The following is a 14,294-nucleotide window of genomic DNA, read 5'->3' as shown; positions in this document are numbered from 1 at the left end:
CCTTAGCAAGCCGCATCAAAAGCGGCGGGTTACGGCGGTGCCGACGGCCGAAAATTGAGATCAGGGTGAGGATCCAAAGCAGACATGACGATCAAGCTTTATCACTGCAAGGGCGCGCGCTCGGTGCGCCCGCTCTGGACGCTCGAAGAGATGGGCATTCCCTACGAACTGGAGTCGATGAAGTTTCCGCCGCGCTTCTTTCGCGAGGGCTATCTCGACATCAATCCGATGGGCACCGTGCCGACCATGGTCGATGGCGATTTGACGATGACGGAGTCGGCGGGCATCTGCCAGTATCTGGTCGATTGCCACGGGCCGTCCGATATCGGCCTGACGCCGGAGGACAAGGATTACGGCCTCTATCTCAACTGGCTTCATCGCAGCGATGCGACGCTGACCTTCCCGCAGACCATCGTACTTCGCTACACGGTGCTGGAGCCGGAGGAACGGCGTCTCCGCCAAGCGGTTGACGATTACACGCAGTGGTTCTTCTCGCGCCTCAAGAGCGTGGAGCGGGCGACGGGCGAGAGCGAATATCTTTGCGCGGGGCGCTTCACCATTGCCGATATTGCGGTCGCCTATGCGCTTTATCTTGCCGATACGCTGGGCTTGCGCGGCGGTTTCAAGCCGAATACGGAAGCCTATTATCAGCGTATCAGCGCGCGGCCTGCATTCCAGCGCGCGATTACGCTTTGAGCCTTTGACCGGCTGCTTGCCGACATGATCGAGATGATGTTCGTAAAGGGTAGAAAATGAGCCTGAGCAAACAGGAACTGGATGAATTCCGCGCCGAGGTGCATGCGTGGTTTGAAGAGAACGCGCCTGCCGATCCCGGCTTTTTGCTGCCGATCTCCTTCATGGAAGTGGGCACGGACGAGCAGTTCTATTTTCTGCGCGACTGGCAGCGGAAGGTTTACGAGGCGGGTTATCTCGGCATGGCCTGGCCGAAGGAATATGGCGGCGGCGGCAAGCCGCAGATTCTGCAGGACATCGTGACGCGCGAAATGGTGCGCCGTCAGGTGCCTTTCATGTTCAACACGATCGGCCTCAACTGGGCCGGTCCGCTGATCCTGAACATGGGGACCGAGCAGAACAAGAAGGACTACATCCCCGGCATTCTCAGCGGCGATGACGTTTGGTGCCAGGGCTTCTCGGAACCCGATCACGGCTCCGATCTCGGCAATGCGCAATTGAAGGCAGAGCGCGATGGCAATGAGTTCGTGCTCAATGGCAGCAAGATCTGGACGAGCCTCGGCGTTCACGCCAAGTACATGATCCTGCTCGCGCGGACGAACGCCCATGCGAATAACAAATATGAGGGCTTGAGCTTCTTCCTCATCCCGATGCGCATTCCCGGCATCGAGGTTCAGCCCATTCGCAAGCTGACCGGCGAATATGGTTTCAACCAGACCTTCTTCACCGATGCGCGCATTCCTGAATCCTGCCTCATCGGCAAGGAAGGCGGCGGCTGGCAGGTCGCGATGGCAACGCTCGCTTTCGAGCGCGGCGCGGTCGGCGGGCAGGCCGGCGGCCATTCGATGATGAGCAAGGACGTGTCGGAAGTCGTCGAGCTTGCGCGCAAGGCGCAGCGCAATGGGCGGCCTGCGATTGAAGATCCGCTTATTCGCGATCAACTCGTGCAGTTCATCATGGAGCAGCGCACGCTGGCGCTCAATTCGGCGCGTTCTAAGGTGAAGGCGCTGGTGTCGGAGCGTCCGCATTCGATTGCCATGTCGGGCAAGCTTGTCGGCAGCGAGTTTCAGCGCAGGCTCAACCAGTTCGCATTGAAGCTGCAGGGTGCGAATGCCGCTTATTATGTCGGCGATGAAAACGCCTATGACCGCGGCCAGTGGCAGCGTTCCTATTTCAACGCCTTCTCCGCGACGATCGGCGGGGGAACGAGCGAAATTCAACACAACATCATCGGCGAGCGCGTGCTCGGCCTTCCGAAGAGCTAGACGGGTATCGGATCATGCTGGACACAAACAAGAAGCCGACGATCAATTTCAGCGAGGAGCAGGAGCAGCTTCTCGACATCGCGACGAATTTCGCGCGCGATAAATTCCCGATGGACGCCACGCGTGCGCGCATTGCGGCCGATCAGGATTTCGATGCCGCCGTCTGGGCGGAAATGGCCTCGCTCGGCTGGCTCGGCGTTGCCGTGCCTGAAGAGTTCGGCGGCAGCGGCCTTGGTCTTGCCGAAGTCGTGACCATTATTGAACCGCTTGCGCGCAATCTTGCGGGCACGCCTTTCGCATCGACGACGCTTGTGGCCCAGGCGCTCATCAAGGCGGGTACGCCCGCGCAGAAGGGCGAATGGTTGCCGAAGATTTGCGAAGGCGCTATCGGCGCGCTTGCGCTGGTCGAGCCGCATGGCGACTGGGATCTCGCGCATCTGACCGTCAAGGCGAGCGAAGCCGGCGACACGCTGACGCTTTCGGGCACGAAGACTTTCGTGACGGATGCGGTGTCGGCCGATCTTGCCATCGTTTCCGTATCGCTGAACGGCGCGCCCGCGCTGGTGCTGCTCGACAAGGCGGCGCTTGCCAAGGCGAGCATCGCGCGGGAAATCGTGATCGACGAGACGCGGCGTTCCTACCGCGTGAAGCTTGACGGCGTTACCGTGCCGAAAAGCAATCTCCTCGATCCGGCGCAGACGGCGGCGGCGCTGAAGCTTGTCGATGAGGCGGCATGCCTGTTGCTCGCGGCAGAGCTTTGCGGCGGCACGAGCGGCGTCATCGAGGTAACGGTCGAGTACCTCAAGACGCGCAAGCAGTTCGATCGCTATATCGGCTCCTATCAGGCGCTGAAGCATCCGACCGTCGATGCGCTGCTGGCGCTCGAAGCCTCGCGTTCGCATCTCTATTATGCCGCGGGCATTTTCGGCACGGGCAGCGAGGCGGAGATTGCGGTTCGCATGGCCAAGGCGCTGGCGAGCGATGCGCTTGCCTTCGCATCCGACCGCGCGATCCAGTTCCATGGCGGTTTCGGCTTCACTTATGACTGCGACGCGCAGCTTTATCGCCGTCGCGGCATCTGGTGCGAAGCGCAGCATGGCGACGCCGCCTATCAGCGCCGTCAGCTTGCGGGCATGCTTCTCTGATTTGACGAACCGCCTGACGCCGACGCGCTCTCATCTCTCGGGCGCGTCGGCGGGTTTGCCGGGGCATTTGCGCATGACCCAGCGGCGGCCTTGTTTTTTGCTTGCGCGGTCAGGGTTTGCTCGCCCATTCTCCGCTCAAACAGAACAAGACCTTGAGGGAGCGTTCGCAAACCATGTCCACAACCGAAACTTCGCCGAAGCCGAAATGGCCGGCCATGTCCATTGCCGAGGCTCATGCATTTCTGACCGCGCCGGGCATTCCTTTCGAAATGGAAGAGAAGGTCATTCGCGGCGTCAAAATGCGGGTGTGGAAGAACGCGCCGCCGACCATACGCGACGCTTTTCTTGCGGGCCGGGCGCATGGCGACAAGACATTCCTCGTTTATGAGAACGACCGGGCGACATATGAGACCTTTGCGCGTGCGGCGATTACCTTCGCGCATGAGCTGATCGCACAGGGCGTGAAGAAGGGCGACCGGGTCGCTATCGTCATGCGCAATCTGCCGGAATGGCCGGCGGTGTTTTATGGCGCGTCGCTCGTCGGCGCCATCGTCACGCCGCTTAATGCCTGGTGGACGGGGCCTGAACTTGAATATGGCCTCACCGATTCCGGCGCGAAGATTCTCATTGTCGATGCTGAACGGCTGGAGCGGCTGAACGAGCATCTGGGCAATTGCCCGGACCTCAAGCGCGTCTATGTTGCGCGCGAGCGCGACGAGATTGCCGATCCGCTGATCGTGAAACTCGAAAGCGTTATCGGCGCGGTCAATGACTGGGGCAAGCTTGCCGACAGGCCGCTGCCTGATGTTGGGCTTGATCCTGAAGACGATGCGACGATCTTCTATACGTCGGGCACGACCGGCAAGCCGAAGGGCGCGCTCGGCACGCATCGCAATATCATGTCGAATATCATGGCGTCCGGCATCTCGGCTGCGCGCACTTTCTTGCGTCGCGGTGAAATGCCGCCGCAGCCCGATCCGAGCGCGCCGCAGAAATCGACGCTCATATCGGTGCCTTTCTTTCACGCGACCGGCTGTCACGCGATCATGTCGCCCTCGCTTTTCGGCGGGGCGAAGCTTGTGATGATGCGCAAGTGGGACCCCGAGCTTGCGATGCAGTTGATCGAGCGTGAGCGGATCACCGGCGCGGGCGGCGTGCCGACCATTGCCTGGCAGTTGATCGAACATCCCAATCGCTCAAAATATGACCTCTCCTCGCTTGAGGGCGTGTCTTATGGCGGTGCGCCGTCTGCGCCCGAGCTTGTGCGCAAGATCAGGGAGACGTTCCCGAAGTCGCAGGCCGGCAATGGCTGGGGCATGACGGAAACGTCGGCCACCTTCACCAATCATCAGGGTGAGGATTATGAGAACCGCCCGTCGAGCTGCGGGCCTTGCGTTCCCGTTTGCGAGATGAAGATCGTTGGGCCGAATGGCGAAATTCTGGGGCCTAACGAGGTCGGCGAGCTTTACGGCAAGGGCCCCAATGTCGTGAAGGAATATTGGAACAAGCCGGAAGCGACGGCGCAGACCTTTATCGATGGCTGGGTGCGCACGGGCGATCTGGCGCGTCTCGATGAGGAAGGCTTCTGCTACATCATCGACCGTGCCAAGGACATGCTCATCCGCGGCGGCGAGAACATCTATTGCGTCGAGGTCGAGAACGTTCTTTACGAGCATCCGGCGGTCATGGACGCGGCGATCGTCGCCGTGCCGCATCGCACGCTCGGCGAGGAGCCCGGCGCTGTCGTTCACCTGAAGCCCGGCGCGACGGCGACCGAAGAAGAGCTGCGTCATTTCGTGGCCGCTAAACTTGCGGCCTTCAAGGTGCCGGTGAAGGTTGTCTTCTGGCCGGAAACCCTGCCGCGCAATGCCAATGGCAAGATCCTGAAGACGGAACTTAAGAAGGTTTTTGCCGACGCGACGGCGTAATCGAACTCAAGCCCTGAGCGGGTCGAAACTGTCGGCATGGGCCATGGCCCAGCTTGCCTTGTAAAACTCGCTCAGGCTTTCGCCGCCATTCAGCAACTCGCCTTCGCCGACGAAGTAGTGGAGTTGCGAAAAGAGTTTGACCTCGGTCGAGCTGACGCGGCGAACGAGATGATGCGCCGCCAGCTGGTCCGGGTGATCGAGACCGGCGGCGGCGAGCATCTCGGCAAGCGCTTTCAACGTGTTGTGATGGAAATTTGCCACGCGCGCCGCCTTGTCCGGCACGTCGAGGGCGCGCTGGCGCAGGGGGTCTTGCGTCGCGACACCGGTCGGGCATTTGTTTGTGTGGCAGCTTCGCGACTGGATGCAGCCTATGGCGAACATGAAGCCGCGCGCGGAGTTCGCCCAGTCGGCGCCGAGCGCCAGAATGCTTGCCATGTCAAAGGCGCTGATAATCTTGCCGCTGGCGCCGATGCGGATCTTGTGGCGCAGATTGGTGCCGACCAGCGTGTTGTGAACGAGCAGCAGGCCTTCGCGCAGCGGCATGCCGAGATGGTCGGAGAATTCGACAGGTGCTGCGCCTGTGCCGCCTTCGCCGCCATCGACGACGATGAAGTCCGGCAATATGCCGGTTTCGAGCATGGCCTTGACCATGCCCATGAATTCCCACGGATGGCCGATGCACAGCTTGAAGCCGATGGGCTTGCCGCCTGACAGTTCGCGCAGGCGGGCGATGAAGCGCATCATGGCGACGGGCGTGTCGAAGGCGCTGTGGCGCGCGGGCGAAACGCATTCCTCGCCCTCGGCGACGCCGCGCGCATGGGCGATTTCGCTCGTCACTTTCGCGCCCGGCAATATGCCGCCATGGCCGGGCTTAGCACCCTGGCTCAATTTGATTTCGATCATCTTCACCTGATCGCTCGCAGCGTTTGCCGCAAAGCGTTCGGGATCGAATGTGCCGTCCGACGCGCGGCAGCCGAAATAGCCGCTGCCGATTTCCCAGATGAGATCGCCGCCGAATTCGCGGTGATGCGCGCTGATGCCGCCTTCGCCTGTGTCATGGGCAAAGGCGCCGAGCATGGCGCCCTTGTTCAGCGCGCGAATGGCCGCGCCGCTCAGGGAGCCGAAGCTCATGGCCGAGATGTTGAGGACGGAGGCGGAATAAGGCTTCTTGCAGTCCACGCCGCCGATTTCGATGCGGAAGGTTTTCGGGTCGGTCACGGGCATGGCGCGGTTCGAGTGGCCGATGAATTCGTAACCGGCGCGATAGACATCCATCAGTGTGCCGAAGGGTTTTTCGCCGCCTTCATTCTTGGCGCGTGCGTAAACGAGCGAGCGCTGGCTGCGCGAGAAGGGCAGCGCATCGTCGTCGGCTTCCAGCAGGTATTGGCGGATTTCCGGCCTGATGTCCTCCATCAGATAGCGGATATGGCCGATGATCGGATAGTTGCGCAACACGGCGTGCTGGCGCTGCGTGAGGTCGATCAGGCCGATGACGCTCAAGAGCCCGCTTATGGCAGCGATGGGCCATAGCCAGGCCCAGTGGCCGATCAGGCTCGCACTGACAATGGCGATCAACAGGCAGGCGGTCAGCGTCACGTAACGATTGAGGAGCGAAAACGTCATGGGAAAAGCATCTCCGGCATCGCCGTGAAAACGCAACGGCCGACGCGGCGGGAAAAACTGCGGTGCCGAGTCTAGGGCGAAGTGTGCGTCTGCGCCAGCCCTCCATCGGGGTTTGCAAGGCGCAAACCGGCACGGTGCGCCCGCTCGCTCCAATTTGGAGAAAATGCCCGTGGCGGATTTCGCGGCTTTTTGGTGCTCGCTCCGAATTGGATGCAGCTTCACTTGTCCATAAACGAGCATCGGATGCAGCTTGCGCTTCGGACGTGTGCCGGTGGATCGATGACGGCAAAACATAGGAGTCGAAGATGAAGAGCGATCAGATCGAGAATTTCCCCGGCATGCCGGCGTCCAGCCCCGCCAAGGAGACACCGAGAAAAAGCCCGGCCTCCACCATGCGCATGATGCGCGCGGGCAGCGAGGACATTGTCGTCGGCGAAAACAGCTCGCTTGAAGGTTCCTTCGAAACGCAAGGCTCCATGTTCGTCGATGGTCATCTGACGCGGGCGGATCTCAAGACCTCGCTGCTGTCGATCGGCACATCCGGCTCCGTCGAGGGAAGCGCCAGCGTGTCGCGCGCGGAAATCGCCGGTTCCTTCGACGGGAAACTGATCGTGAGCGGCGAAGTCATTCTGCGCTCGTCGAGCCATATCACCGGCGAAATCCAGTGCGGCAAGCTCATCAGCCATCGCGGCGCGACGGTGAAAGCCCATGTCGCGGTGGTGGATGACGAGGTCGATCCGACTTACACGACCGATGAGGCCAGGCCGTCGCGGGCCATTGCATTGCAGCGTAAAATAACGCCCGCCTTCATTCGCCGCGCCACGACATTCTGCTACGGCGTCTTCTGCACGCTTGGCACGATCGGGATCGTTTCGCTCCTCTCGCGCTAGGCGCGGCAAGGTGCCCGACAAGGGCTGAAGTTCCCCGATTTAGGGCCGGATCGCCAAGCGCGGTCCGGCCTTTTGCATTTGCGCTTTTGGAAGCCCGCGCCGACGCTACGTTCGCGCGGGCGCGCTCGCGTTTCGGCAAAACGCGCGCTAGGCTCCCTCATCAAAATCAGCAGGCCGGACGGCGCACACGCCGAACCGGCGAGTTTTTCGGGGAAGCTTTAATGGATTTCGATTTTTCGGACGATCAGAAGCAGTTGAAGGATCAGGCGCGACGCTTTCTTGAAGCGAAATCCTCGCCCAAATCCGTGCGCGTCATTCTCGAAGGACCCGAGCCTTACGACAAGGCGCTGTGGAAGGGCCTTGCCGAGATGGGCTTTATGGGCACGGCGATCCCCGAAGAGTTCGGTGGTCTCGGCGCAACCTATCTTGAGCTTTGCGTGATTGCCGAAGAGCTTGGCCGCGCGGTGGCGGCTGTGCCGTTCTCGTCGTCGATCTATCTGGCTGCGGAGTTTCTGCTTGCCGCGGGCACGCAGGCGCAGAAGGAAGCCTATCTGCCGAAGCTTGCAAGCGGCGAACTCATCGGCTGCCTCGCGCTGTCGGAAGGCATCGGCAATCCGACGCCGAAGACCATTCAGGCAAGCGTTGCAGGGGCCAAGCTCACCGGCACGAAGCTGCCGGTGCTGGACGGCAATGCGGCCGATTTTGCCGTCGTTGCGGCGCGCACGGGTGCAGGCAATGACGAGCGGGCGATTTCGCTTTTCCTCGTCGATCTGAAAGCCGCCGGCGTCAAGCGCGAAAATGTCGAGACGATCGATCCGACGCGCAAGCAGGCGAAGATCGAATTTTCCGGCGCGGCGGTCGAGCCGCTCGGCGCGGCAGGCGAGGGCTGGCGCATTCTGAACGAAGTGCTCGACCGTGCAGCCGTGCTGACCGCTTTCGAGCAATTGGGCGGCGCAGATCGCGCGCTTGAAATGGGCCGCGACTATGCGCTCGATCGCATGGCCTTCGGGCGGCCCATTGGCTCGTTCCAGGCCGTGAAGCACATGCTTGCCGACATGTATGTCTCGGCGACGCTGGCGCGCTCCAATTGCTATTACGGCGCATGGGCGCTTTCCACCGGCTCGGCGGAACTGCCGGAAGCGGCGGCGACGGCGCGCGTCAGCGCCACGCAGGCCTATCAGCATTGCTCCAAGAACAACATCCAGGTCCATGGCGGCATGGGCTTCACCTGGGAGTTCGACTGCCATCTTTTCTATCGGCGCTCGAACCTGCTCGCCCTTTCGCTCGGTAGTCTTTCCGTCTGGGAAGACAAGCTCATCGAGCGTCTGCGCGCGAAGAACGCCGCCTGATCGCCATCTGGATTTGAAGGAATAGAACATGAATTTTGACGACACACCGCAGGAAGCCGCTTTCCGCAAAGAAGTTCGCGCATGGCTCGACGCCAATGCGCCCAGACAATATGAAGCCGGTTTGAAGTCTTCGGGCTTCGGCCATACGGCGCTTGAAGGCGTCGATGTGATGAAGGCATCGAAGGACTGGCAGAAGAAGAAATATGATGCCGGTTGGGCTTGTCTGCATTGGCCCAAGGAATATGGCGGCCGCGGCGCGACGCCCATCGAGCGCGTCATCTGGCAGCAGGAAGAGGGCATCTATGCCGCGCTCTCCTCGCTCTTCATCATCGGCCACGGCATGTGCGGCCCGACGATGATGGCCTATGCGAGCGAGGAGCATAAGAAGAAGTATCTGCCGCCGCTTGCTGCTGGCGAAAACATCTGGTGCCAGCTTTTCTCCGAGCCTGCGGGCGGTTCCGATCTTGCGGGTCTGCGCACGAGGGCGGAGAAAGACGGCGATGACTGGGTCATCAATGGCCAGAAGATCTGGACGTCTGGCGCGCATTATTCCGACTACGGAATTCTGATCACGCGCACAGATCCGACTGTGCCGAAGCACAAGGGCCTCACCATGTTCTTCCTGGACATGAAGTCGCCCGGCATCGAGATCCGCCCGATCAAGCAGGTGAACGGCCAGTCGGGTTTCAATGAGGTTTATTTCACCGATGTGCGCATTCCCGACAGCCAGCGTCTTGGCAAGGTTGGCGAGGGCTGGGCCGTGTCGTTGACGACGCTGATGAATGAGCGTCTGTCGATTGGCGCAGGGATGCCGACGGGTTTCCCGGAGCTTCTGGATTTCTGCACGAAGCTCGAAACGGCGGATGGCCCGGCGATTGACAATCCGGCTGTGCGCTCCAAGCTCGCAACCTGGGCGGTTCGCACCAGCGGCCTCAAATATACGGCTTTCCGTTCGATTTCCGCGCTTTCCAAGGGCGAGACGCCCGGGCCGGAAAATTCCATCGGCAAACTGGTCGCCGGTCCGACCATGCAGGAAATCGCGACTTATGCGCTGGACCTGCAGGGCGAGGCCGGGGCGCTTTTGAGCCCCGATCAGGCAGCGGCCAATGCGCGCTTCCAGGCCATGCTGCTTCGCTCGCCTGCAACGCGCGTTGAAGGCGGCACGGACGAAATTCTGCGTAACATCATTGCCGAACGGGTTCTCGGTTTGCCGGCGGATATTCGTGTCGACAAGTCGGTGCCGTTCAATCAGATTCCTACGAAGGGCAGATAACCCCTACGTCAAACATGGGAGCCGTCGATGACGAAGAACAGCGATCTTCTCGCCCGCCGCGAGCGGGCGGTGCCTCGGGGCGTCGCGACGGCTTATCCCATCTTCGCTGCGCGAGCGGAGAATGCCGAACTCTGGGACGTTGACGGCAAGCGCTTCGTCGATTTTGCGGGCGGGATTGCGGTGCTCAATACGGGGCACCGGCATCCGAAGGTGATTGCCGCCGTTGAAAAGCAGCTTGCGCTCTATACGCATACGGCGTTTCAGGTTGTCGCCTATGAGCCCTATATCGAACTTGCCGAGAAGCTGAACGCGCTTGCGCCCTTCAAGGGTCCGGCGAAAACCATTCTCTTCACGACCGGCGCGGAAGCGACGGAAAATGCCGTCAAGCTCGCCCGCGCCGCGACCGGACGCTCGGCAGTCATCGCCTTTGCGGGCGGCTTTCATGGCCGCACCATGATGACCATGGCGCTGACCGGCAAGACGCTGCCTTACAAGAAGAAGTTCGGGCCGATGCCCGCCGAGGTTTTCCATCTGCCGTTCCCGGTTGCCGAGCATGGCGTGACGGTGGCCGAGAGTTTGCGCGCGCTGGAGTTTCTGTTCCGCGCCGATGTGGAGCCTGATCGCGTCGCCGCCATCATGATCGAGCCGGTGCAGGGCGAGGGCGGGTTTTATGAAGCGCCGACAGAGCTTCTCGTGGCGCTGCGCAATATCTGCGATCAATACGGCATTCTTCTCGTCGCAGACGAGGTACAGACGGGTTTTGCGCGGACCGGCAAGATGTTTGGCATCGAACATTCGGGCGTCGAGCCGGACATGATCACGATTGCAAAATCGCTGGCGGGCGGCTTTCCGCTGTCCGGCATCATCGGCCGCGCGGCGATCATGGATGCGGCGGAGCCGGGCGGGCTTGGCGGCACCTATGCGGGCAGTCCCATCGCCTGCGCGGCGGCGCTTGCCGTGCTCGACGTGATTGCGGATGAGAAGCTGCTGGCGCGGTCCAATGCCATGGGCGAGCGCATCAAGGCGCGGCTTGCCAAGATCGCGGCGCGCAATGACGTCGTGCCGATTGCAGCCATACGCGGCAACGGCGCGATGATCGGTTTCGACATTGTGAAAAGCCGCGGCGCATATGATCCCGATGCCGACGCGACGAAGCGGGTGACGACGGCGGCGCTCAATGAAGGACTCATTCTTCTGTCCTGCGGCGTGTTCAGCAATGTGATCCGCATTCTCGTTCCGCTGACGGCGTCGGATGCAGTTCTGGATGAGGGGCTCGACAAGCTCGACAGGGCGCTTGTTGCCTCGCGTCTCTAGCCGGCGCGACGCTTGCTCACACGGCAGGTGCGACAGATTGGTTCGTTAACCGAACAATCCAGCATGAAAGCGCGGTTTCTCTGCGTTTTCATTCAATATTAAGCATAGAGAGCAGGCGTTGTTTACGCTGCCTCAATGTTCGTGACCATATTCTGCAGCCATAAGAGGCATGCAGACGATCATGAATGCGCGGCGCGATCCCCTTAGAAAGACCGGACTTCTCTCCCGATATTCATCGAATCTCGGGGAGTTGATGTCACGCAGGCAATCGGAGCACGCGCTGCGCGCCGCGAAAGTTGAATCCGATCTTGCCAACCGGACCAAATCCGAATTCCTCGCCAATATGAGCCATGAGCTCAGGACGCCGCTCAATGCGATTATCGGCTTTGCCGATCTGCTGCGCCATTTCGCCAATGAGGGGCGCGATCTCGGCAAGAGCATGGAATATGCCGACCATATCGCCGGTGCCGGTCGTCATCTGCTCAACATCATTTCCGACATTCTCGATATTGCGAAAATCGAGAGCGGTACGTTCGATCTGAATTTCGAAGAACAAAGCGTGCGCGAGACGATCGACGCCAGCCTCATTCTGATCCGCGACCGCGCGCGGGCAAAGAAGCAGTCGCTCGAATTCAGGGCCGCGTCCGATCTACCCATATTGTATGTGGACGGACAGCGTCTGAAACAGATCCTCATCAATCTTCTTTCCAATGCCTGCAAGTTCACGGATGAGGGCGGGCGCATTCTCGTTGTCGCGCAGCGCAGCGCCGCGGGCGGTGCAACAATTGCCATCGCCGATACGGGCGTCGGCATGACGGATGAGCAGCTTGCTCTCGCGCTGAAGCCTTTCGGCCAGGTGCAGTCGGCTTATTCACGCTCGCATGAGGGCACGGGTCTGGGGCTGCCGATTGCGGCCGCACTGACGCGCCAGCATGGCGGCGAGTTTCACGTGTCGAGCAAGCCCGGCGCGGGAACGACCGTCGTCATCACGCTTCCGCCACTGCTTGCGAAGGCGGTGGCCAATGATAGTCAGACCACGATTATTTCGGGCAAGGGCGCCCAGCAACCAGGTCAAATTCAATGACGCAGAATGCAATTCCTTCGCCCAACGGCCTTCCTTCAAAGCCGTCGCCGCTTGCGCCCTTGACGCAACTGATCGAACGACGCGGCACGCCCGCCGCCGTGCCGCATCGCATAGCGCATATCGTTTCCGTGTCTGGCTCGCAGGCGGTTGCCGTTCTGGAGCGCCCGATCGGGGATGTGAATTCCGAACGCGATCCGCGCATCCAGATCGGCGCGCTGGTCAAGATCACGACGCCATCGACATCGGTGGTCGGGCTTATTTCCGCCGTCAGTTCGCCAACGCCGACGATGGATGCGGGCAGCCCTGAGATCGGTCTTATCGAACTCAATCTTGCAGGCGAGCTTGTGGTCGATCCGGAGACGAACCGCCTTGCCTTTCGGCGCGGCGTCGCCTGTCTGCCCAGCCTCGGCGATCCGGTTCTCTTTGCCGACCGGCACGATCTGACGCGCGTCTATGCGCAGCCATCCGTTGCAAGTATCAAGGTGGGGTCGCTCTATCAGGACCCGGCCGTTCCCGCGCGTCTGCTGATCGACGATCTGCTTGCCAAGCATTTCATCGTCGTCGGCACGACGGGCTGCGGAAAATCCTCAGCGCTTACCTGCATCCTGCAGCGTGTGCTGGCCGAGCATCACTATGCCCATATCGTGGTTCTCGATGTTCACAATGAATATCCCAGCGCCTTTGGCGATGAGGCGGAGCTTATCGATCCGAGCAATCTCAATCTGCCGATCTGGCTTCTCAATTTTCAGGAGCTGACGGAGGCGCTGACCAGTTCGGATGCCTATCGCGACGCCGAGGCGGAAATTCTGAGCGATGCAGTTGTCATCGCCAAGCGGCGTTTTCTCGATGCGTCGTCGGTGCGCAGCACAAGCCTTGCGCGCCGCAGCTCGGAATCCAGTTCCGTCACTGTCGATACGCCGACGCCCTATCGCCTTTCCGATGTGGTCGCCTATATCGACGAACAGCTCGGCAAGCTCGAGCGCACGCAGTCGACGGTTCCCTATCGCCGGTTGAAGGCGCGGATCGAAACGCTTGTCAGCGACCAACGCTACAGCTTCATGTTCGGCAGTCTGACGGTTCAGGACACGATGACCGAAACGCTCGGGCGCCTCTTTCGCGTGCCGAGCGACGGGCGACCGATCACGGTCATCAATCTTTCGACGGTGCCTGCCGAGATTCTCGACGTTGTCATTTCGGTGATATCGCGCATTGCCTTCGATCTTGCGGTCTGGAGCAAGGGCGGCTTGCCGATGCTTCTCGTCTGCGAGGAGGCGCATCGCTATGCGCCTGCGGGCGCGTCGGACAAATTCGCGCCGACACGTCAGGCCCTGTCGCGGATCGCCAAGGAGGGCCGCAAATACGGTCTTTCGCTTGCGCTTGTCACCCAGCGCCCGTCGGAGCTTGATCCGACCGTGCTTTCACAATGCAGCACCGCCATTGCGATGCGGCTTTCGACGGAAAAGGATCAGGCCGTCATGCGCGCCAACACGCATGACGGGGCGCTTGATCTGCTGGATTTCCTGCCATTGCTCAGCGACCGTGAAGCCATTGCCTTCGGGCAGGGCGTCTCCATGCCGATGCGCATTCGCTTCGACGATCTCGGTAGCAGCGCCAAACCGCGAAATCAGAGCGCCGGCTTTTCGGCACATTGGAAGTCACCGAACATGGACCGCGAGCAACTGGAAGCGATCGTCTCGCGGTGGCGTCTCAGCGGCCGCGAGCGCAGCTAG

General features: G+C 61.1%; 11 protein-coding genes. 10 read left to right on the top strand and 1 reads right to left on the bottom strand.

What is annotated here, in order from left to right; genetic code table 11:
• Positions 1-84 precede the first annotated feature (84 nt).
• The 4 genes from WA943_RS01675 to WA943_RS01660 all read left to right on the top strand — a co-directional run bounded on the left by WA943_RS01675 (position 85) and on the right by WA943_RS01660 (position 5,031).
• Positions 85-696, top strand: a complete 612-nt coding sequence (locus WA943_RS01675) for a glutathione S-transferase family protein (RefSeq protein WP_424468062.1) — start codon at positions 85-87, stop codon at positions 694-696.
• A 56-nt stretch (positions 697-752) separates the two neighbouring features.
• Positions 753-1,958: an acyl-CoA dehydrogenase family protein gene (locus WA943_RS01670; protein WP_424468060.1), complete on the top strand. Its 1,206-nt coding sequence runs from the start codon at positions 753-755 to the stop codon at positions 1,956-1,958.
• Between the two features lie 14 nt (positions 1,959-1,972).
• A complete protein-coding gene (locus WA943_RS01665) occupies positions 1,973-3,103 on the top strand; it encodes an acyl-CoA dehydrogenase family protein (RefSeq protein WP_424468058.1) in 1,131 nt (376 codons plus the stop codon).
• 173 nt (positions 3,104-3,276) lie between these two features.
• Positions 3,277-5,031 carry a class I adenylate-forming enzyme family protein gene (locus WA943_RS01660; RefSeq protein ID WP_424468056.1) on the top strand — a complete coding sequence of 585 codons (1,755 nt, stop codon included), beginning with the start codon at positions 3,277-3,279 and terminating at the stop codon, positions 5,029-5,031.
• A 6-nt stretch (positions 5,032-5,037) separates the two neighbouring features.
• On the opposite strand, the gene WA943_RS01655 is transcribed toward WA943_RS01660, so the two are convergent.
• Entirely contained in the window at positions 5,038-6,654 is a 1,617-nt protein-coding gene (locus WA943_RS01655) for an FMN-binding glutamate synthase family protein (RefSeq protein WP_424468054.1), read from the bottom strand.
• 305 nt (positions 6,655-6,959) lie between these two features.
• On the opposite strand from WA943_RS01655, the gene WA943_RS01650 reads away from it, so the two are divergent.
• From WA943_RS01650 to WA943_RS01625, 6 genes are all read left to right on the top strand, one after another.
• Positions 6,960-7,544 (top strand): bactofilin family protein, encoded by a 585-nt coding sequence (locus WA943_RS01650; RefSeq protein WP_424468052.1) that lies wholly within the window; start codon positions 6,960-6,962, stop codon positions 7,542-7,544.
• Positions 7,545-7,765: 221 nt separating this feature from the next.
• The gene (locus WA943_RS01645) at positions 7,766-8,893 is read left to right on the top strand and encodes an acyl-CoA dehydrogenase family protein (RefSeq protein ID WP_424468050.1); all 1,128 of its coding nucleotides are present in this window, start codon (positions 7,766-7,768) and stop codon (positions 8,891-8,893) included.
• A 28-nt stretch (positions 8,894-8,921) separates the two neighbouring features.
• Positions 8,922-10,166: an acyl-CoA dehydrogenase gene (locus tag WA943_RS01640; RefSeq protein WP_424468048.1), complete on the top strand. Its 1,245-nt coding sequence runs from the start codon at positions 8,922-8,924 to the stop codon at positions 10,164-10,166.
• 27 nt (positions 10,167-10,193) lie between these two features.
• Positions 10,194-11,480: a 4-aminobutyrate--2-oxoglutarate transaminase gene (gene gabT / locus WA943_RS01635; protein WP_424468046.1), complete on the top strand. Its 1,287-nt coding sequence runs from the start codon at positions 10,194-10,196 to the stop codon at positions 11,478-11,480.
• Positions 11,481-11,733: 253 nt separating this feature from the next.
• The gene (locus tag WA943_RS01630) at positions 11,734-12,564 is read left to right on the top strand and encodes a sensor histidine kinase (RefSeq protein ID WP_424468044.1); all 831 of its coding nucleotides are present in this window, start codon (positions 11,734-11,736) and stop codon (positions 12,562-12,564) included.
• Positions 12,561-14,294 carry an ATP-binding protein gene (locus tag WA943_RS01625; RefSeq protein WP_424468042.1) on the top strand — a complete coding sequence of 578 codons (1,734 nt, stop codon included), beginning with the start codon at positions 12,561-12,563 and terminating at the stop codon, positions 14,292-14,294. Before WA943_RS01630 ends, WA943_RS01625 begins: the two co-directional genes overlap by 4 nt.

The sequence above is a fragment of the Parvibaculum sp. genome, from assembly GCF_049651025.1.
Taxonomy (GTDB): Bacteria; Pseudomonadota; Alphaproteobacteria; order Parvibaculales; family Parvibaculaceae; genus Parvibaculum.
This window is presented reverse-complemented; position numbering and strand designations above follow the sequence as displayed.

What these genes read in the sequence shown, in the direction of transcription:
- WA943_RS01675 (WP_424468062.1), top strand. Translation starts at nt 85, where the DNA reads ATGACGATCAAGCTTTATCACTGCAAGGGCGCGCGCTCGGTGCGCCCG.
- WA943_RS01670 (WP_424468060.1), top strand. Translation starts at nt 753, where the DNA reads ATGAGCCTGAGCAAACAGGAACTGGATGAATTCCGCGCCGAGGTGCAT.
- WA943_RS01665 (WP_424468058.1), top strand. Translation starts at nt 1,973, where the DNA reads ATGCTGGACACAAACAAGAAGCCGACGATCAATTTCAGCGAGGAGCAG.
- WA943_RS01660 (WP_424468056.1), top strand. Translation starts at nt 3,277, where the DNA reads ATGTCCACAACCGAAACTTCGCCGAAGCCGAAATGGCCGGCCATGTCC.
- WA943_RS01655 (WP_424468054.1), bottom strand. Translation starts at nt 6,654, where the DNA reads ATGACGTTTTCGCTCCTCAATCGTTACGTGACGCTGACCGCCTGCCTG.
- WA943_RS01650 (WP_424468052.1), top strand. Translation starts at nt 6,960, where the DNA reads ATGAAGAGCGATCAGATCGAGAATTTCCCCGGCATGCCGGCGTCCAGC.
- WA943_RS01645 (WP_424468050.1), top strand. Translation starts at nt 7,766, where the DNA reads ATGGATTTCGATTTTTCGGACGATCAGAAGCAGTTGAAGGATCAGGCG.
- WA943_RS01640 (WP_424468048.1), top strand. Translation starts at nt 8,922, where the DNA reads ATGAATTTTGACGACACACCGCAGGAAGCCGCTTTCCGCAAAGAAGTT.
- gabT (WP_424468046.1), top strand. Translation starts at nt 10,194, where the DNA reads ATGACGAAGAACAGCGATCTTCTCGCCCGCCGCGAGCGGGCGGTGCCT.
- WA943_RS01630 (WP_424468044.1), top strand. Translation starts at nt 11,734, where the DNA reads ATGTCACGCAGGCAATCGGAGCACGCGCTGCGCGCCGCGAAAGTTGAA.
- WA943_RS01625 (WP_424468042.1), top strand. Translation starts at nt 12,561, where the DNA reads ATGACGCAGAATGCAATTCCTTCGCCCAACGGCCTTCCTTCAAAGCCG.